Raw genomic sequence first — 19,085 nt, 5'->3', positions numbered from 1 at the left:
AGCGTCACCGCTGGGCCGTCACGCGCCCCGCCGTGCCGTTCTGCCGTACTGCCGTACGGGCCCACCCAGCGCCGACCGGAGAGAAGAGCGAAGTTGTCCCCGACCAGCGAGACCGCACACGGCGGCCGCCGACTCGTCATCGTCGAGTCGCCTGCCAAGGCGAAGACGATCAAGGGCTACCTCGGCCCTGGCTATGTCGTCGAGGCGAGCGTCGGGCACATCCGTGACCTCCCGAACGGCGCCGCCGAGGTGCCCGAGAAGTACACCGGCGAGGTGCGCCGCCTCGGAGTGGACGTCGAACACGACTTCCAGCCGATCTATGTTGTCAACGCCGACAAGAAGTCCCAGGTCAGAAAGCTCAAGGAGCTGCTGGCCGAATCCGACGAGCTCTACCTCGCCACCGATGAGGACCGCGAGGGCGAAGCCATCGCGTGGCACCTCCAGGAGGTGCTCAAGCCCAAGGTCCCCGTCCACCGGATGGTCTTCCACGAGATCACCAAGGACGCGATCCGGGCCGCGGTGGCCAATCCGCGTGAGCTGAACGCGCGCATGGTCGAGGCGCAGGAGACCCGCCGGATCCTCGACCGGCTGTACGGCTACGAGGTCTCGCCGGTCCTGTGGAAGAAGGTCATGCGGGGCCTCTCCGCGGGCCGAGTCCAGTCCGTCGCCACCCGGCTCGTCGTCGAGCGCGAGCGCGAGCGCATCGCCTTCCGCTCCGCCGAGTACTGGGACCTGACCGGCACGTTCGCCACTGGCCGCCCGGGGGATCCGTCCGACCCGTCCTCGCTGGTCGCCCGGTTGAACTCGGTCGACGGCCGGCGCGTCGCCCAGGGCCGCGACTTCGGCTCGGACGGCCGGCTCAAGTCCGACCAAGTGCTGCACCTCGACGAGGCGAACGCGCGGGCGCTGGCCGCCGCGCTGGCGGAGTCCTCCTTCGCGGTGCGCTCGGTCGAGTCCAAGCCGTACCGCCGCTCGCCGTACGCGCCCTTCCGCACGACGACCCTCCAGCAGGAGGCGTCGCGCAAGCTCGGCTTCGGGGCGAAGTCCACGATGCAGGTCGCGCAGAAGCTGTACGAGAACGGCTTCATCACCTATATGCGTACGGACTCCACGACCCTCTCGGACACCGCGGTGGCGGCGGCCCGTGCCCAGGTCACGCAGTTGTACGGGGCGGGCTATCTGCCCGACAAGCCGCGTACGTACGCCGGGAAGGTCAAGAACGCCCAGGAGGCGCACGAGGCGATCCGTCCTTCGGGTGATCGTTTCCGCACCCCCGCGGAGACCGGACTGAGCGGCGACCAGTTCCGGCTGTACGAGCTGATCTGGAAGCGGACCGTCGCCTCCCAGATGAAGGACGCGGTCGGCAACAGCGTCACCGTCAGGATCGGCGGAACGTCGAGCGACGGCCGGGACGCGGAATTCTCCGCCTCCGGCAAGACGATCACCTTCCACGGCTTCATGAAGGCGTACGTCGAGGGCGCGGACGACCCGAACGCGGAGCTGGACGACCGCGAGCGCAGGCTGCCGCAGGTCGCCGAGGGCGACGCGCTCGCCGCCGAGGAGATCTCGGTCGACGGCCATGCCACCAAGCCGCCCGCCCGCTACACCGAGGCGTCGCTGGTCAAGGAGTTGGAAGAGCGCGAGATCGGCCGCCCGTCGACGTACGCCTCCATCATCGGCACCATTCTCGACCGCGGTTATGTCTTCAAGAAGGGCACGGCACTGGTGCCGTCCTTCTTGTCCTTCGCCGTCGTCAACCTTCTGGAGACCCACTTCGGCCGGCTCGTCGACTACGACTTCACGGCCAAGATGGAGGACGACCTCGACCGCATCGCCCAGGGCGAGGCCCAGTCGGTGCCGTGGCTCAAGCGCTTCTACTTCGGCGAGGGCGACGACAACGCGGGCGCCGCTTCGAGCGCGGGCAACGGCGACGGGGACCACCTCGGCGGCCTCAAGGAACTCGTCACCGACCTCGGCGCGATCGACGCCAAGGAGATCTCCTCGTTCCCCGTCGGCGACGGCATCATGCTGCGCGTCGGACGGTACGGGCCGTATGTGGAGCGCGGCGAGAAGGACGCGGAGGGCCACCAGCGCGCCGACGTGCCCCAGGAGATGGCGCCCGACGAGCTGACCGTCGCTTACGCGGAGGAACTGCTGGCCAAGCCGAGCGGCGACTTCGAGCTGGGCGCCGACCCGGTCACCGGCAACCAGATCGTGGCGAAGGACGGCCGCTACGGGCCGTACGTCACCGAGATCCTGCCGGACGGCACGCCGAAGACCGGCAAGAACGCGGTCAAGCCGCGCACCGCCTCGCTCTTCAAGTCCATGTCGCTCGACACGGTCACCATCGACGACGCGCTCAGACTGATGTCGCTGCCGAGGGTGGTCGGGACGGACGCCGAGGGTGTCGAGATCACCGCGCAGAACGGCCGGTACGGCCCGTATCTGAAGAAGGGCACGGACTCGCGGTCGCTGACCAGCGAGGACCAGCTCTTCGACATCACGCTCGAAGAGGCGCTGGCGATCTACGCCCAGCCCAAGCAGCGGGGCCGGGCCGCGGCCAAGCCGCCGCTGAAGGAGCTGGGTACGGACCCGGTGAGCGAGCGCCCGGTGGTCGTGAAGGACGGGCGGTTCGGCCCGTACGTCACGGACGGCGAGACGAACGCGACCCTGCGGACGGACGACAGCGTCGAGGCGATCACCCCGGAGCGCGGGTACGAGCTGCTCGCGGAGAAGCGCGCGAAGGGCCCGGCCAAGAAGACCGCCAAGAAGGCGGCGAAGAAGGCTCCCGCGAAGAAGGCGCCCGCCAAGAAGGCCACGACGGCGAAGAAGGCCGCCGCGAAGAAGACAACGGCCAAGAAGGCGACCGCAACGGGCGGGACGACCACGGCGAAGAAGACGGCGGCGAAGAAGTCGTCGGCTTCGGGCTCGGCGACGAGGGACGCGTAGCGACGACGGTCGCGTAGCGGCGGCGGGACGGGCGCAGGGCGTGCGAGGCCGGCGCAGGGCGTGCGGGGCCGGCGCAGGGCGTGCGGGGCCGGCGCGTGCCGTCCGGCGTGCGGTGTCCGGCGCGTGCCGCTCGACGGGCGTCGCCTGGTGCGCATGGCGCGAAGCACGCCGTGCGACGCGCGCTGCCGCGGGCTCGGACGCGTGCGGGCCGCGGGGCGTGAACTCCTTGCGGCCGCGCACGACGGACGCGTGATGGCCGTCGTGCGCGGCGGGGAGACCGGGCGAGGGTGGCCAGGTGGTCGTTTGTTCGGACGGGGCTCCGGGGTTGTCAGCGGCTCCGGATAGGCTGGGCGGATGACACGAGCCGAGCAGCCAGGGGTCGTGAGCTCCTCCTCCGACTCCGACGCACTTGCCGCAGACTCACGAGAGCGCGCCGTTCGATCACTGTTGCGCCTTCCTCCGCTGCGGCGGTTGTGGGGTGCCCAGTTCGTCGGCGGGATCGGCGACGTACTCGCCGTTCTCGTGCTTCTGCTGCTTTCGTTGCAAGCAGCGATCGCGGAGGGCTCGTTCGGTACGGGATACCGGGGCGCGGCGTTCGCCGTCGCCGCCGTGTTCGGCGTCAGGATCCTGGCCACGCTGCTGTTCGGAGCGGTGCTGCTGGGGCCGCTGACGGCGTTGGTCGCACCGCGTACGGGAGCCCCGGCGACCGCCGGGAAGTCCGGGACGGCGGGGCGGCCCGGGGACGCGGGCGCGGCGCCTGACGGGGCCGGGGCCGGTTCCGGAGAGTCCGGCGGTACCGGAGCCACGCCCGCTCGGCCCGCCAAGCCCGCCAAGCCCGACCGCGACGGTGGGCCGCTGGACCGTCGCTGGACGATGATCGTCGCCGATGTCCTCCGCCTCGGTCTGCTGATCGTCGCGCCGCTGTGGCTCGACTGGACCCCCGACCGCGCCCTCCCGATCCTCCTCAGCACGGTCTTCGTGGTGGGCGTGGCCGAGCGCTTCTGGACGGTGGCCAAGGAGAGCGCCGCGCCGTCGCTGCTCCCCGCCCCGCCGCTGGAGGGCGCCGCCGTACGTCCGCTGCCGGACCACCTCGACGCACTGCGGCGGCTCTCGCTCCGTACGACGTTCCTGTCCGTCCCCGCCGCGGCCGCCGTCCTGCTCGTCGCGACGCTGATCGGCAACCTGCTGGGCATGGGCATCGAGTGGTTCTCGCTGCACCAGGCGGCCCTCGGCTCGTATGTCGCGGCCGGGCTGTTCTCGGCGTCCGTCTCCGCCCTGTACTTCCTCGAACTGCCCGACGGGGCGACGCCCCGGCCGCGCTCCCCGCTCGAAGGGCTGCGCCGTCCGGGGAGCGCCGGTTCCGGGAGCGCCGGTTCCGGAGGTTCTGGTTCCGGCGGTGGGGACAAGGGCCGTACGGGCGCGGTGCCGCTGCTCGTCCTCGCCTGCGGCGCGATCGCCGGAGCCGTCGCGTCGGCGGTGGCCGTCTCCGTCCTCCAGGCCAAGGACCTCGGCGGCGGCCCGGTCGCCTTCGCACTGCTGGTCCTCGCCCTGACCGGCGGTACGGCGCTGGGCATCCGCTGCGGCGCGAAGGTGTTCCCCGCCCTGTCCCGGCGCCGGCTGTTCGCGTTGGGCATCGCGGTCACCGGCGTCGCGCTGCTCGCCATGGGCCTCGTGCCGGACACGGCGACGGTGCTGTTCCTCGCGCTGTTCACCGGCTTCACGGCGGGCGTCGTGGCGTATACCGGCCACGCCCTGGTCGATGTGGAGATCGAGGAGTACCGTCGACAGCGAGTCACCGAACACCTGCAAGCTGTAGCCAGGGTCTTCGTTGCGCTCGGCCTGGTGGCCGCCCCCCTCCTCGCCGCGGCCATCGGCCCGCACCGCCTCGCCAGCGGCACCTTCGTCTTCGCCCACGACGGCGCCGCGTTCACCCTGATGCTGGTCGGCGCACTGCTGCTGCCCGTCGCGGCGATCGTGCTGGCCAAGACGGACGACCGGTCCGGCGTGCCGCTCCGGCGTGACCTCCGCGACGCGCTGCGCGGCGGAGCCGACCCCGTACAGGCCCCGGCCGGGACCGGCTTCTTCCTCGCCGTGGAGGGCGGGGACGGCGCCGGGAAGTCCACACAGGTCGAAGCGCTGGCCGACTGGATCCGGGCCAAGGGCCACGAAGTGGTGGTCACCCGGGAGCCGGGCGCCACTCCGGTCGGCAAGCGGCTCCGGTCGATCCTGCTCGACGTGTCCAGCGCCGGGCTGTCCAACCGCGCCGAGGCGCTGCTGTACGCGGCGGACCGCGCCGAGCATGTCGACTCGGTCGTCCGCCCCGCCCTGGAGCGTGGCGCGATCGTCATCTCCGACCGCTACATCGACTCGTCCGTCGCCTACCAGGGCGCGGGCCGCGACCTCTCCCCGACCGAGATCGCCCGTATCTCGCGCTGGGCGGCGGACGGGCTCGTACCGCACCTCACGGTGCTGCTCGATGTCTCCCCGGAGACGGCGCGCGAGCGCTTCACGGAGGCGCCGGACCGGCTGGAGTCCGAGTCCGCCGAGTTCCACCAGCGGGTAAGGACCGGCTTCCTCACCCTGGCCGCCGCCGACCCGACGCGCTATCTCGTCGTGGACGCGGGCCAGGAGCCGGAAGCCGTCACCAAGGTCGTACGGCACCGGCTCGACCAGCTTCTGCCACTCTCCGAGGCCGAGATCAAGGCCAGGGAGGAGGCGCGGAAGGCCGCCATCGAGGAGGCTCGCCGCAAGGCCGAGGAGGAAGCCGCCCGCAAGGCGGAGGAGGAGCGGCTGGAGCGCGAGCGCCAGGCGCAGCTCGCCAAGCTCCGTGCCGAGGAGGAGGAGCGCAAGCGGCGCGAGCTGGAAGAGGCGCGCCGGCGCGAGGAGGAGCGGCAGGCGCAGGAGGCCAGGGAGCGCGCAGAGGCGGAGCGCCGGGCGGCCGAGGAGGAGCGCAAGCGGCGCGAGGCCGAGGAGCGGGCGTACGAGGCGGAGCAGGCGCGCCTGAGGCGACAGGCTCAGGAAGAGGCCAGGCTCCGCGCCGAGGCGGAGGAGCGGCGGCTGGAGAAGCAGCGCAAGGCGGAGGAAGCGCTGCTCAGGGCCGAGGAGGCGCGTCGCGTCGCCGAGCGGGCGGCGGCCGCAGAGGCCGCCGCGGCCGAGGACTCACCCGCCGAGGTCACGGTCCCCACCCCGGTCATCAAGCATGACCTCAGGAAGCCGGACTTCACGAAGCCGGCGAGCGCCCCGGAGGACGTGACGCAGGAGGTTCCGGCGGTACGTCCGGACACCCCGCGGCCCGGGCGGGACCGGCCCGGCGCGGCCGACGAGACGGCGGTTCTGCCGCAGGTGGGGGACGGGCCGCGGGAGTCTCGACGGGACGCGCGAGCGGCCGACGAGACCGCCGTTCTGCCGCCCGTACGGGACGGTGACCCGGCCGACCGGGTGCCCCGGGGCTTCTTCCGCGAGGACGACCCGGCGCCCTCCGGGGAGCGGGAGAACGAGCGCACGCGGGAACTGCCGGTGATCGACCCGGACGCCGCTCCGGAGTCCCGCCTCCAGCGCCCGCCGGAGCGCCCGCGCCGCCGCTCGGACTGGGCGGAGGAGACGCCGCTGGACGATCTGCCGACCCTGGCGGACGAACTGCTCGGCCCGCGTGACGGGACGGCCGACGACGCGGCCGACACCAAAGACACCGGCGACACCGGCGACACCGACGGAAGGCGCCGCCGCTAGCCGGTCGGCAGCCGGCTGCCCGTCGGCCGCTGGTGGGGCCGGAGCCGCCCCGGTGGGGCCGGGGTGTCAGACCCCGGCCCCACAATGGACTCCGAGCGGGTACGCCCCGTCGGGCACGTCCCGTCGGGACGGCACAGGTACGGAGTGACGGAGCCGAGGAGCCACGAGGCTCGCGGCGCGAGAAGGCGGGGCGGTGGCGGCGCATGACCGTATGGGACGAGCTGGTCGGGCAGGACCGGGTCACTACCACGCTGGCCGCCGCCGCCCGTGACGCGGACGCGCTGGTCACGGCGGAGGCCGCGGGCGACGCCCCGCCCGAGGCGTCCAAGATGACGCACGCCTGGCTCTTCACGGGACCGCCGGGGTCGGGGCGGTCCACGGCGGCCCGCGCCTTCGCCGCGGCCCTGCAGTGCACCAGCCCGGACCGGGCCCTGGGCGGCGAGCCGGGGTGCGGCTTCTGCGACGGCTGCCACACGAGCCTGATCGGTACGCACGCCGATGTGGACGTCATCCGTACGGACCTGCTCTCCATCGGCGTCAAGGAGACCCGCGAACTGGTCCGCCGCGCCCAGCTCTCGCCGGCCGGCGGGCGCTGGCAGGTCAATGTGCTGGAGGACGCGGACCGGCTCACCGAAGGCGCGGGCAACGTCCTGCTGAAGGGGGTGGAGGAGCCGGCGCCCCGGACGGTCTGGCTGCTCTGCGCGCCCTCCCTGGAGGACGTCCTGCCCACGATCCGCTCCCGCTGCCGCCACCTCGTCCTGCGTACCCCGCCCGTGGCCGCCGTCGCCGACGTCCTGATCCGGCGCGACGGGATCGAGCCGGACGCCGCCCACGCCGCGGCGCGGGCCACCCAGGGCCACATCGGGCGGGCCCGCAGGCTGGCCACCGACCCGCGCGCCCGGGCCCGGCGGGCCACCGTCCTCAAGATGCCCCTGCGCGTGGACGACATCGGCGGCTGCCTGAAGGCGGCGCAGGAGCTGATCGACGCCGCCACCGAGGACGCCAAACAGGTGGCCGAGGAGGTCGACGCCAAGGAGACGGAGGAGATGAAGGCCGCTCTCGGCGCCGCGGCGGGCGGCAGGATGCCCCGGGGCACCGCCGGGGTGATGAAGGAGCTGGCCGACCGCCAGAAGCGCCGCTCCACCCGTACGCAGCGCGACAGCCTCGATCTGGCCCTCACCGACCTGACCGGGTTCTACCGCGATGTGCTCGCCCTCCAGATGAGATCGCGGGTCGCGCTCGCCAACGCCGATGTGCAGGACGCGCTGGAGCGGGTGGCCCGCGCCTCCACCCCGGAGCGGACCCTGCGCCGCATCGAGGCGATCGTCGCCTGCCGCCAGGCCCTGGACCGCAACGTGGCGCCGCTGCTCGCGGTGGAGGCGATGGCCGTGTCGCTGAGAGCGGGCTGACCCGGGGCGCGCGCCCGTACGGTCGCAAGATCAACCGCACCGGTCGGGATTCACCCGTACGAGCGTGGCCGGACCCCGGGCAGGGCCGGACGGCTAGCATCCCTGGATGGACACCAGGCGCCTGTTCCGCATCTCCGCCACCGCGCTGGCCGCAGCCGGCCTGCTGATCTCCGGCTGCAGTTCCGGTGGCTCGCCGATGGAGGCGTCCGCGTCGAACCCGGCCCCGGGCCCGGTGTCCGGCGACCCGGCCGCCCTGAAGAAGTACTACGACCAGAAGCTCGCCTGGCGCGACTGCGGCGTCCCCGACTTCCAGTGCGCCACGATGAAGGCCCCGCTCGACTACGCGAAGCCGGACGGCACCGAGATCGACCTGGCCGTCGCGCGGAAGAAAGCCACGGGACCGGGCAAGCGCCTCGGCTCCCTCATGGTCAACCCGGGCGGCCCCGGCGGCTCGGCCATCGGCTACCTCCAGGCGTACGCCGGCATCGGCTACCCGGCCCCGGTCCGCGCCCGGTACGACATGGTGGCCGTCGATCCGCGCGGCGTGGCCCGCAGCGAGCCCGTCGAATGCCTCAGCGGCACCGAGATGGACGCGTACACGCAGGTCGACCAGACCCCCGACGACCCGGCCGAGGCCACCAAGCTGACCGAGTCCTTCAAGAACTTCGCCCGGGGCTGCGAGAAGCGCTCCGGCACGGTCCTGCCGCACGTCTCCACGGTCGAGGCCGCCCGCGACATGGACCTCTTCCGCGCGGTGCTGGGCGACCGGAAACTCTCCTATGTCGGAGCCTCGTACGGCACCTTCCTCGGCGCGACCTACGCCGAACTGTTCCCCCGGCGCACCGGCCGACTCGTCCTCGACGGAGCGATGGACCCGTCCCTCCCGGCCCGCGAGCTGAACCGCGACCAGACGGCCGGCTTCGAGACGGCCTTCCGGTCCTTCGCCGAGGACTGCGTGAAGCAGGCGGACTGCCCCCTGGGCCAGAAGTCCGCGGCCGATGTCTCGAACCGGATGAAGGCGTTCTTCACACAGCTGGACGCGCGCCCCGTCCCGGCGGGCGGAGGCCGTGAGCTGGGCGAGTCCCTCGCCACGACCGGCGTGATCGCCGCGATGTACGACGAGTCCGCCTGGCCCCAGCTCCGCGAGGCCCTCGCCGCCGCGATGGACAGCGACGGGGCGGCGCTGCTCGCCCTGGCCGACTCGTACTACGAACGCGAGAGCGACGGCACGTACGCCAATCTGATGTTCGCCAACTCCGCGGTGAACTGCCTGGACCTCCCGCCCTCCTTCTCCGGCCCCGACGAGGTCATCAAGGCGCTCCCCTCCTTCGAACAGGCCTCCCCGGTCTTCGGCAGGGGCCTCGCCTGGGCCGCCCTGAACTGCACGTACTGGCCGGTCAAAGCCACCGGCACCCCGCACCGCATCGAGGCGAAGGGCGCGGCCCCGATCGTCGTGGTCGGCACCACCCGCGACCCTGCCACCCCCTACAAGTGGGCCCGGTCCCTCGCCGACCAGCTCTCCTCGGGCACGCTCCTCACCTACGAGGGCGACGGCCACACGGCGTACGGGCGCGGCAGCGACTGCATCGACACGGCGATCAACACCTACCTCCTGGAGGGCACGCCCCCCGCCCGCGGAAAGAAGTGCTCCTGACCCGCCCGGACCACCCTGACCTGCGAGAACCCCTACGCACCGGGGGTGGACGGAGCACCCCTCGAAACTGTGTAGACTTGGCGGCGCCGCAGACCGCACGATGGTCCGGACGGCGCGCCGCCTTAGCTCAGTTGGCCAGAGCAACGCACTCGTAATGCGTAGGTCTCGGGTTCGAATCCCGAAGGCGGCTCCGGCAAAGGCCAGGTCACATAGCCCGTGACCTGGCCTTTTGTGTTACTCGGGGCATGACGCGTCACACGGCCGGGGCGCCGCGAGATGGCTTGCGTGAGCGATGTGTGAGCGGAGCGCCGCCGGGGCCCGCTTCTCGGGCCTCCGGCGCTGGGCCTTCTTCTTGGTCTTGGCACGGGCTTTCGCCTGGTCCGTTCCGAGACGGTGGTCACGGATATCGACTGCCGGCGGCCCGACAAGCCGGTACTGAGGACACGCGGACCCATGCCCGGTGAGGGGCCCGCGCGGAGACAACCCCAGAAACGGGTGCTCAATTCCCGGCGCTACGGCCGTGGGTGGTGAGTCCGGACAGAAACAGGGTGAGCCAGCGGGCGCGGGCGGAGGCGGGCTGGTCGGTGGGGGCGGTGGAGAAGAGCAGGTACATGTCGTCGATGGTGACGTCCGGATGGATGTCGCCATCGGCCTGACCGGTCTGGATAAGACTGGTCAGAGCGTTCGCCGCGCGTTCCACCGGTGCCTTGTCAGCCGGGTCGGCGCTGAGGACGAGGGCGGCGGCTTTGACGGCGCGGTCGGCTGCGGACGCCTCCATGACGTGCTGGAGGAAGTGCGTGATCTCGTCGAGGGCGGGTGCACCAGCCGCGACGCGCTCTACGGCGGCTTCGGCGCCGGCCGCTACTCCGTCCAGATACTCGGCGATGACGGCCGCGACCAGGTCGGTCTTGTTCGGGAAGTGCCGGTACAGGGTGCCGACGGCGACGCCCGCCGCAGCGGCGATTTCGTCCATTCCGGCCTCTGGACCGTGAAGCGAGATCTGCTCGCGGGCGGCGTCGAGGATCTTCTTCCTGTTGCGGACCGCGTCGGCGCGCGGCGCTCGGGCCTGGGTCACGAGAGCTCTCCAGCGGTTGGGCGGTCTGCACTTGCATTTAACGTGAGCTATTGTTCATCATGGTTCATGAACCATAGTTCATGTTAGTTCCCGGGGTGCCTCATCCCTGTCGGGATCCCGAGTGTCGGGAGACGTTCGGCCCCGTTCGGCCCCCTGATCACACCCCGGACCCCGATCCACCCGACAACACCGCGGAGGAACGCACCACGACCACTCCCCTCACCTTCGACCTCGGCGGCGATCTGACCGTCAATCGGCTCGGCTACGGCACCAGCAGGGCGTCAACTTCATCGACACCGCGGACTCCTACGGCCCGATGGTCGCCGAGCGGATCACCGCCGACGCCCTGCACCCCTACCCGGAGGGCGTGGTCGTCGCGACCAAGGTCGGAAACACCCGCCCCGGCCTCAGCGTGTGTTCGTGCCGGTCGGCCGTCCCGCCTACCTGAAGCAGCAGGTGGAGCTGTCGCTGCGGGAGCTGCGGACCGAGCGGATCGACCTCATGCAGCTGCACCGCATCGATCCCGACGTGCCCCTGGCCGACCAGATCGGCGCCCTGGCCGAACTCAAGGCGGAGGGCAAGCTGCGTCACATCGGCCTCTCCGAGGTGTCCGTGGAGCAGCTGAAGGAGGCCCAGTCCATCACCGGGATCGCCAGCGTCCAGAACCTCTACAACCTGGTGACACGCCAGTCGCAGGACGTCCTGGACTACGCCACCGCCCAGGGCATCGCGTTCATCCCGTGGTTCCCGATCGCCATGGGCAAGCTCGCCGAGCCGGGCAGCCCGGTCGCTGGTCTCGCCGCAGAACTAGGGGCGACGCCGGCCCAGGTCGCCCTGGCCTGGCTGCTGCACATCTCGCCTGTAGTGCTGCCCATTCCTGGCACCACCTCCCTGGAACACCTCGCCGAGAACCTCCAGGCCGCCAAGCTCTCCCTGACCGACGACGACGTGGCGCGCCTGAACGCACTCGTCTGATCCGGTGATGTGAGTCGGAGACTCGTTGGTCGGGTACGAGTCGTCCGGTTCCGAAGATTCCGCCGTTGTCGGTGACCGATGCCCAGCGAGCCGTGCTGGAGTGTGCCGAATCGAATCTGCTACGTCCGTTCGTGTGCGGTAACCATCTCAGGGGCGCGGGATGTTCCGCAGGTTGGCGCGGGCCAGGTCCAGCATCTTGCCGACCCCGCCGTCGAGCACGGTCCGGCCGGCGGCGAAGGCGAACCCCCTGACCTGCGCGACGGATATGTGCGGCGGGATCGACAGCGCGTTGGGATCGGTCACCACGTCGACCAGGAACGGCCCGTCGTGGGTGAGCGCCTGCTTCAGCCCCTCGGCGACATCCGCGGGGCGCTCGATGCGGATCGCCTGGATGCCCGCACCGCGGGCGATCGCCGCGTAGTCCACCGGCTCGTGGTCGGTCTCGTGCTCGGGCAGCCCCTCTACCAGCATCTCCAACTTCACCATGCCCAGTGAAGAGTTGTTGAATACGATCGTCTTCACCGGCAGATCGTGCAGCTTCACCGTGAGCAGCTCGCCCATGAGCATGCCCAGTCCACCGTCACCCGACATCGAGATCACTTGGCGGCCGGGGTGGGCGAACTGCGCGCCGACGGCGTGCGGCAGCGCGTTGGCCATCGTGCCGTGCAGGAACGACCCGATCACCCGGCGCCGCCCGTTGGGGGTCAGGTAACGCGCCGCCCATACGTTGGACATGCCGGTGTCCACGGTGAACACCGCGTCGTCGGACGCGAGTTCATCCAGAACCGCGGCCACGTACTCAGGGTGGATCGGGGTGTGCCGCTCGACGTCGTGGGTGTAGGCGGAGACCACCGTCTCCAGCGACTTGGCGTGCTTGTGCAGCATCCGGTCCAGGTAGGTACGGTCCCGCTTGGCCTCGACCAACGGCAGTACAGCACGCAGTGTCTCCCGGACGTCGCCGTGGATCCCGAGTTCCAGGACGGTGCGACGGCCGAGGTTGCCCGCATTGTGGTCGATCTGTACGGTCCGGGCCTGGGGCAGGAAGTCGTTGTACGGGAAGTCGGTGCCGAGCAGGACGACCAGGTCGGCCTCGTGCATCGCGTCGAAGCAGGCGCCGTAGCCCAGCAGGCCGCTCATGCCGACGTCGTACGGGTTGTCGAACTGGATCCACTCCTTGCCCCGCAGGGTGTGCCCGATGGGGGCGGCAACCTTCTCGGCGAGCGCCATGACCTCGGTGTGCGCGTCCCGCACCCCCGCGCCGCAGAACAGCATCACCTTCCGTGCCGCGTTCATCTTCTCGGCCAGTGCCTGAACCTGTCCCTCCGGGGCGACGACCCGGCCGTACTCGGTGACCAGGTCGCTCTTTCCCGTCGGGTGAGTCGCCTCGTCGTGGGCGACATCGCCCGGTATGACCAGGACCGACACCGCGCTGTTGCCAAGAGCCCGCTGCATGGCGATCCGCAGAACCCGGGGCATCTGCTCGGGGGTGCTGATCATCTCGCAGTAGTCGCTGCACTCGGCGAACAGCCGCTCCGGGTGGGTCTCCTGGAAGAAGCCGGTGCCGATCTGGTGGGACGGGATGTGCGAGGCGAGTGCCAGCACGGGCGCACCGGAGCGGTGCGCGTCGTACAGGCCCTGGATCAGATGCGTGTTTCCAGGGCCACAGCTTCCGGCGCACACCGCGAGCCTGCCGGTCAGCTGCGCCTCCGCCGCTGCGGCGAAGGCAGCGGCCTCCTCGTTCCGTACATGCACCCACTCGATGCCGTCGGTACGGCGTACCGCGTCGACCACCGAGTTCAGGCTGTCACCCACCACGCCATAGATCCGCTCCACGCCCGCCTGGCGCAGAATGTCCACCGTCTGCTGAGCCACGGTCGGATTACGCATACCGGACTTCTCTCCTCAGGTTGCACGCCTGTCCACGACTGCCGTAGGGCTCAATATAGTTGATGCGTCTACTTTGTGATCATCGGTGCCGGGCGTCGTCGCCCGGGGAGTCGGAGTGACCGCACATCATTCACCGTCACTTCGCGAGGAAGTCGCGCAGCGCGGCGTTGACCTCATCGGCGTGGGTCCAGAGCAGACCATGCGGCGCTCCTTCGATCTCGACGTAGTCGGCCTCGGGGAGTGCCTTGTGGAAGCGGCGCCCCGTAGCGTCGATCGGGAGGATGTTGTCCTTCGTGCCGTGCAGGATCAGTGCGGGCTTGCCACTCGCGCGGACCGCCTCGACATCGGAGCGGAAGTCCTCGATCCATGCCGGCACCACGGCGTACGCGGCCACCGGAGCGCTGCGGATCGCGACGTTCCAGCTGCCGGTCACGACTTCCTCGCTGATGCGCGTGCCGAGGTTCTCGTCGAGGTTGTAGAAGTCCGCGTAGAACTGCTTGTACCAGGCGTATCGATCCGCCTTGCCGGTCGCGGCGATGTTGTCGAAGACCTCCTGTGGCACCCCGTCCGGGTTGTCGTCGCGGGCGACGAGGAACGGCTCGAGCGAGGCGAGGAAGGCAAGCTTCGCGACCCGCTCATGACCGTATCGGCTCACGTGGCGGGCGAGCTCCCCCGTGCCCATCGAGAAACCGATGAGGACGACATCCCGCAGGTCGAGGGTCTCAAGGACCGTGTTGAGGTCGGCGGCGAAGGTGTCGTAGTCGTAACCGGAGTTCACCTTCGACGACTGGCCGAAACCACGCCGGTCATAGGTGATGACCCGGTAGCCCTGGGCCAGCAGCTCGCGCGTCTGGCGTTCCCAGCTGTGTCCGTTCAGGGGGTAGCCGTGGATCAGGACGACCGGCTGCCCGGAACCCTGGTCCTCGTAGTAGAGCTCGATCGGCGTGCTGTTCTCCGTGCCGACGGTGATGTAACCCATGATTTCTTCTCCTTCTGGCCGGCGAACCGATCGCGGGCCGAGAACATGCATATGAAGAACGTGTGTTACCGGAGGGTGGGGCAGAGATATCGCAGCTCCGCAACGGTCCGCGGTGGTACGCGTATCTCACCCTGGGTGTTCAGCGGATATGGCCTCCTCCCGCGGTCGCCGTGTGCGCGGCAGCGTGATCCACATCGGCTACGACGGTGACTCGGCCACCATCGCCGGGGTCTGGATCGGGAATGATCGATTCTGGATCGACGAGGTAGACCTCGTGACCATTCAGCGTCAGCCGTCGCGCGACCTCCAGCAGCATGCGCCGTGCTACGTCGTCGATCGAATGGACCCTTGTCAGGTCCAAGGCCACCCTGGCGTCCGAAGGCGGAATTCCCTCGGCTTCCTGGATAATTCTCTCGGCTCCGGCAAAGCCGATGCCACCTTGCAGTTGCAGGACCCGGGGCGCGTTCGGGCCGTTGCCGACGACATGGTTGGACCGCACGACGGCACGCGCGGCCGCCGGGACCTCCATCACGTGCAGGCCCATGTCTGAAGAGAATCGCTCGAACAGTGACACGCCGCGAACGCTGTTCCCGTGACTGTCCAGTCGGGGCGAGAAAGTGGCCATGCCGATCTGCCCGGGGAGCGCGCCGATCAGGCCCCCGGCCACCCCGCTTTTCGCCGGAATGCCGACCTGGGTCGCCCAGTCACCAGCGGCGTCATACATTCCACAGCTGAACATCACGCTCAGCACCTGACGTACTACCGCTTCCGGAACTACCTGCTCACCCGAGAGAGGGTTTATCCCGCGGTTGGCCAGCGTCGCGGCCATTATGGCCAGATCTCGTGTGGTGACAAGCACGGAACACTGGCGGGTGTAGCCGTCCACGATGGGCCTGGGATCCTCGGTGAGGACCTGGTGACTGCGGAGCATGTGCGCAATGGCGAGGTTGCGGTGCGCGTTCTCCATCTCTGACGCACATACCGCCTCATCCATCCTCAGCCGACGACCGGCGAACGCCGAGAGGCCGCGGAGTACGCGGTCCACACGCTCTCCCGGATTCAGATTCTCCGCGCCGGTCAGCGAGTGTACGGTGATCGCTCCGGCGTTGATCATGGGATTGAGAGGGCGCCCGGTGCCGCTTTCGAGGGAGATCTCGTTGAACGCCTCTCCGGACGGCTCGACACCGACTTTGGCGAGAACGGAGTCGAATCCGCGATCAGCCAGGGCCAACGCGTATGCGAACGGCTTGGAGATTGATTGGATGGTGAACTCGATATCGATGTCACCGGCACCATAGACCTCTCCGCCAATCATGGCAAAGGCCGCTCCTAGGCGCTCGGGGTCCGCTGCTGCGAGCTCAGGAATGTATTCCGCCAGCTCTCCGGACGTGTCCGATTCCACATCTCCCAGTACTTCGGCCAAATAGTCGGGAATTATCGGCCGCATTCGCCCTCCATGCATTATTGCAGTATTCACGCTGTGAGAGCCGCGTTATGAGTGTCTTGGTATCGAGCCGCACCTGGCAGCGCTTTACGGCGCGGCCTCACAGTGTCGATGCGATCAGGGAGATGGCCTCATGCTGTGCCGGGGTGGCGCGTGTCATCACTCCTGAAAATCTGACGAGATCGTGCTCGACCGTCACGGATAAGCGGGTCTGTTACGAGGATTCCAAAAGTTCTGCCGGAGCAGGAGTGGCGGTAAGAGCGCGAAGCTGATCGGCGTCGACATTGGCTCCGAAGGCGGGGGTTCCCGGCTCGAGCCGCACGCCCGCTGCGAGGTCGCCGATGGTGAGTGGGTCGAACCCGAGAGCGTCGATCAGCGCGGACACCACCGCGATGTCCTCGGGCGAGTCACCGGCGAGCGCGATGGCCTTGCGTCCGAGGCCGCCGGCTGGACGAGCCCCGTCTTCGAGGTCGTGGTATCCCATGTGGTTGAGGGCTTTGACGACACGTGCGCCCTTCAGGAACCGCTGAACGGCTTCGCTCGACGAGGTGCCGGGCGGGAGGACCGCGTCACGGGGACCGTCGACCTCCCACCAGTGGTTCATCGCGTCGATGACCAGCTTTCCCTCCAGCTCCGCAACGGGGAGGTCGCGGTGTCTGCCGAGAGGGAGAGCGAGGACGACCACGTCGGCGGTGTCCGCCACCTGGGCCGGCCGTACGGCGGTCGCTCCGGGGGTGAGGATCTTGGTGGAAAGCGCGATCCTGGAGGGGTCACCGGACCCGGCGACCAGGACTCGATAGCCGGCAGCGACCGCCAGGCGCGCCAGGACGGTGCCAACTTTCCCGGCTCCCAGAATCCCAACGGTGTTGACAGGGCCGGTCATCGCGTGGCTCCCGCCGTGGCTGCGGGCTGTTCGGCCAGAAGTTCGCGGATCCGAGGGATGACGTGGGTGCCGTACAGCTCGACCGAACGTAGACGTGCGGATGCCGCAACGGTCCCGGCGGCGGAGTAAATCAGGTCGAACCGGCCCGCGTTCAGTACCCGGATGGCATGGGCGATCTTGGTCGCGACCGTCTCCACCGAGCCGACATACAGGGATCCGCGGTCCACTTCGGCGTTGAACTCCTCCCGGCGCAGCGGCGGCCAGCCGCGCTCCTTCCCGATCCGGTCACGGATCACCTTGTAGCCCGGGTAGAAGAGCTCCTTGGCCTCTTCGTCAGTGGAGGCGACGAAGCCGGGCGAATGTGCCCCGACCGGCTGTGCGGTCGTGCCGTACTCCTCACTGGCGCGCCGGTACAGGTCCACGTACGGAGCGAACCGGTCGGGGGCGCCGCCGATGATGGCGAGCATCAGCCGGAAGCCGTACTGAGCGGTGCGGAGCACGGACTGCGGTGTCCCGCCAACCCCTACCCAGGTGTTGAGACGCCCTGAATCGGTCTTCGGGTAGACATCCGCCTTGTGCAGGGCGGCGCGCGTGGTGCCCTCCCAGGTGACCGGTTTCTCGTCCAGGAGCCGGTGGAAGAGGTCGATCTTCTCCTCGAACAGCACGTCGTAGTCCTTGAGTTCGTACCCGAACAGGGGGAACGACTCCGTGAAGGAACCCCGTCCGAGGATCACCTCGGCGCGGCCGTTGGAGAGCGCGTCGACCGTGGCGAACCGCTGGAACACACGCACCGGGTCGTCCGAGGACAGCACTGTCACGCCCGAGGCGAGCCGGATGCGCCGCGTTGCCGTCGCGATGCCCGCCAGCACTGTCTCAGGGCTGGAGATCGCGTACTCGGGTCGGTGGTGCTCGCCCAACGCCACAACGTCGATACCGACCTGGTCGGCAAGGACCGCTTCGGCCACTGCGGTGCGGATCGCCTGCGCGTGCGAGACGATCATGCCTTGGTCGTCTCGCGGCCGGTCTCCGAAGCTGTCGATACCGAACTCGATTTGCGAAACATCCATCGTGTTCACTTCGCTCAACGCTTTCGTTGTGTCGTGGTGTGGCGGTGGGTGACTCGTGACGACAGGGCGGGATGCCTCTCCCGGGCGACCTGTGGAGTGCCCGGCTGGTCAGGTCTCGCGACCACACCGCCTCCACCGATCGGTTGACACTTCAACCATGACACTCATATGGTTGAGATGTCAACTAGATGGGTGTCATGGTGTTTGTGGCCGCCCGCCGCGGGTTGGGATGCCCTCTCGGCGGGCGCCCTGGCGGCATGAGGACTCTCGCGCGCACCGTCGAGTTCCTCGTCGACAATCAACCGATTCATTCAGTGGACTGAAAATCGGCCGTATTGCGTGACCAATATCTCGCGTTGCTCCGGTTCTGCGCGTTGGCTGAGCGCCCGATGCTGGGAGTGTGATCTATTGGATGGATTTTCTCCCTGCTGCTGTATTGATATCCGTGATCCCTGGAGTGAATCAGCTGTTGGGTCTGGGTAACGCCATTCGGTCCGGCGCGCGCTGGGCTCTTGTCGGAATCCTTGCGCGCCTTGTTGCTTTCGCGCTGCTGATCGGTGCCGTCGTGCTCGGTCTCGGTGCGGCCCTCGCGCAGTCCCCGGGGATGCTGGCCGTAATAAAATGGAGCGGAATCGCATACTTGACCTGGATTGGTCTGGCAGCGCTGAGACGTAAACCGGAGAACGCTTCTGCCGTCGTGGACGAAGGGGGGCGCGCCGATCGGTGGCGGATTCCCCGCCAGGAGTTTATGGTCGCCATGACCAACCCCAAAGCGCTTCTGCTTTTTGCGGCTCTCCTCCCTCAATTCACGAGTGGCGGACGGAATACGGAGCTGCGCATTGCTCTTCTGGGTCTGGCCTATATGGGAGTCGAAGCCGTCATTGGTGGCCTCTACGTTGGAGCCGGAAGGATTCTTCGATGGCGTCTTCGGTCGTACAAGGGAACGTTCGCTCGTCGGGTCGACCAAATTTCCGGAATCTGCATCCTCGTGCTTGCGGGTGCGTTGGCTGTGGGCAGCGTTTGACGGCGGTCCG

General features: G+C 69.3%; 13 protein-coding genes and 1 tRNA gene. 8 read left to right on the top strand and 6 right to left on the bottom strand.

Features of this window, described 5'->3' with window-relative positions:
- Nucleotides 1–93: 93 nt before the first annotated feature.
- From topA to AB0P17_RS00580, 5 genes are all read left to right on the top strand, one after another.
- Nucleotides 94–2,949, top strand: a complete 2,856-nt coding sequence (gene topA / locus AB0P17_RS00600; protein WP_365806247.1) for a type I DNA topoisomerase — start codon at nt 94–96, stop codon at nt 2,947–2,949.
- 354 nt (nt 2,950–3,303) lie between these two features.
- Nucleotides 3,304–6,678 carry a dTMP kinase gene (gene tmk, locus AB0P17_RS00595; protein ID WP_365806246.1) on the top strand — a complete coding sequence of 1,125 codons (3,375 nt, stop codon included), beginning with the start codon at nt 3,304–3,306 and terminating at the stop codon, nt 6,676–6,678.
- 203 nt (nt 6,679–6,881) lie between these two features.
- Nucleotides 6,882–8,087: a DNA polymerase III subunit delta' gene (locus tag AB0P17_RS00590; RefSeq protein WP_365806245.1), complete on the top strand. Its 1,206-nt coding sequence runs from the start codon at nt 6,882–6,884 to the stop codon at nt 8,085–8,087.
- A 106-nt stretch (nt 8,088–8,193) separates the two neighbouring features.
- Entirely contained in the window at nt 8,194–9,741 is a 1,548-nt protein-coding gene (locus tag AB0P17_RS00585) for an alpha/beta hydrolase (protein ID WP_365806243.1), read from the top strand.
- Between the two features lie 116 nt (nt 9,742–9,857).
- Nucleotides 9,858–9,931 (top strand) — tRNA-Thr (locus tag AB0P17_RS00580).
- 309 nt (nt 9,932–10,240) lie between these two features.
- On the opposite strand, the gene AB0P17_RS00575 is transcribed toward AB0P17_RS00580, so the two are convergent.
- Nucleotides 10,241–10,816 carry a helix-turn-helix domain-containing protein gene (locus AB0P17_RS00575; protein ID WP_365806241.1) on the bottom strand — a complete coding sequence of 192 codons (576 nt, stop codon included), beginning with the start codon at nt 10,814–10,816 and terminating at the stop codon, nt 10,241–10,243.
- Nucleotides 10,817–11,132: 316 nt separating this feature from the next.
- On the opposite strand from AB0P17_RS00575, the gene AB0P17_RS00570 reads away from it, so the two are divergent.
- On the top strand, nt 11,133–11,264 hold the full coding sequence (locus AB0P17_RS00570; protein WP_365806239.1) for a hypothetical protein: 132 nt from the start codon (nt 11,133–11,135) through the stop codon (nt 11,262–11,264).
- Nucleotides 11,237–11,791 (top strand): aldo/keto reductase, encoded by a 555-nt coding sequence (locus tag AB0P17_RS00565; RefSeq protein WP_365806237.1) that lies wholly within the window; start codon nt 11,237–11,239, stop codon nt 11,789–11,791. Before AB0P17_RS00570 ends, AB0P17_RS00565 begins: the two co-directional genes overlap by 28 nt.
- Before the next feature lie 147 nt (nt 11,792–11,938).
- On the opposite strand, the gene AB0P17_RS00560 is transcribed toward AB0P17_RS00565, so the two are convergent.
- From AB0P17_RS00560 to AB0P17_RS00540, 5 genes are all read right to left on the bottom strand, one after another.
- Nucleotides 11,939–13,678, bottom strand: a complete 1,740-nt coding sequence (locus AB0P17_RS00560; RefSeq protein WP_365806236.1) for a pyruvate dehydrogenase — start codon at nt 13,676–13,678, stop codon at nt 11,939–11,941.
- Between the two features lie 136 nt (nt 13,679–13,814).
- Nucleotides 13,815–14,657 (bottom strand): alpha/beta hydrolase, encoded by an 843-nt coding sequence (locus AB0P17_RS00555; RefSeq protein ID WP_365806235.1) that lies wholly within the window; start codon nt 14,655–14,657, stop codon nt 13,815–13,817.
- Nucleotides 14,658–14,796: 139 nt separating this feature from the next.
- Entirely contained in the window at nt 14,797–16,104 is a 1,308-nt protein-coding gene (locus AB0P17_RS00550) for a glutaminase (protein ID WP_365806233.1), read from the bottom strand.
- A gap of 211 nt (nt 16,105–16,315) precedes the next feature.
- The gene (locus AB0P17_RS00545; RefSeq protein ID WP_365806232.1) at nt 16,316–16,984 is read right to left on the bottom strand and encodes an NAD(P)-binding domain-containing protein; all 669 of its coding nucleotides are present in this window, start codon (nt 16,982–16,984) and stop codon (nt 16,316–16,318) included.
- Nucleotides 16,981–18,051: an LLM class flavin-dependent oxidoreductase gene (locus AB0P17_RS00540; RefSeq protein WP_365806230.1), complete on the bottom strand. Its 1,071-nt coding sequence runs from the start codon at nt 18,049–18,051 to the stop codon at nt 16,981–16,983. Before AB0P17_RS00540 ends, AB0P17_RS00545 begins: the two co-directional genes overlap by 4 nt.
- A gap of 400 nt (nt 18,052–18,451) precedes the next feature.
- Here AB0P17_RS00540 and AB0P17_RS00535 point away from each other — a divergent pair, with 400 nt between their 5' ends.
- On the top strand, nt 18,452–19,075 hold the full coding sequence (locus tag AB0P17_RS00535) for a LysE family translocator (protein ID WP_365806229.1): 624 nt from the start codon (nt 18,452–18,454) through the stop codon (nt 19,073–19,075).
- Nucleotides 19,076–19,085 lie beyond the last annotated feature (10 nt).

This window comes from Streptomyces sp. NPDC088124, assembly GCF_040685895.1.
Classification (GTDB): domain Bacteria; phylum Actinomycetota; class Actinomycetes; order Streptomycetales; family Streptomycetaceae; genus Streptomyces.
The sequence above is the reverse complement of the archived record's forward strand: the minus strand, read 5'-3'. Positions and strand labels throughout refer to the sequence as shown.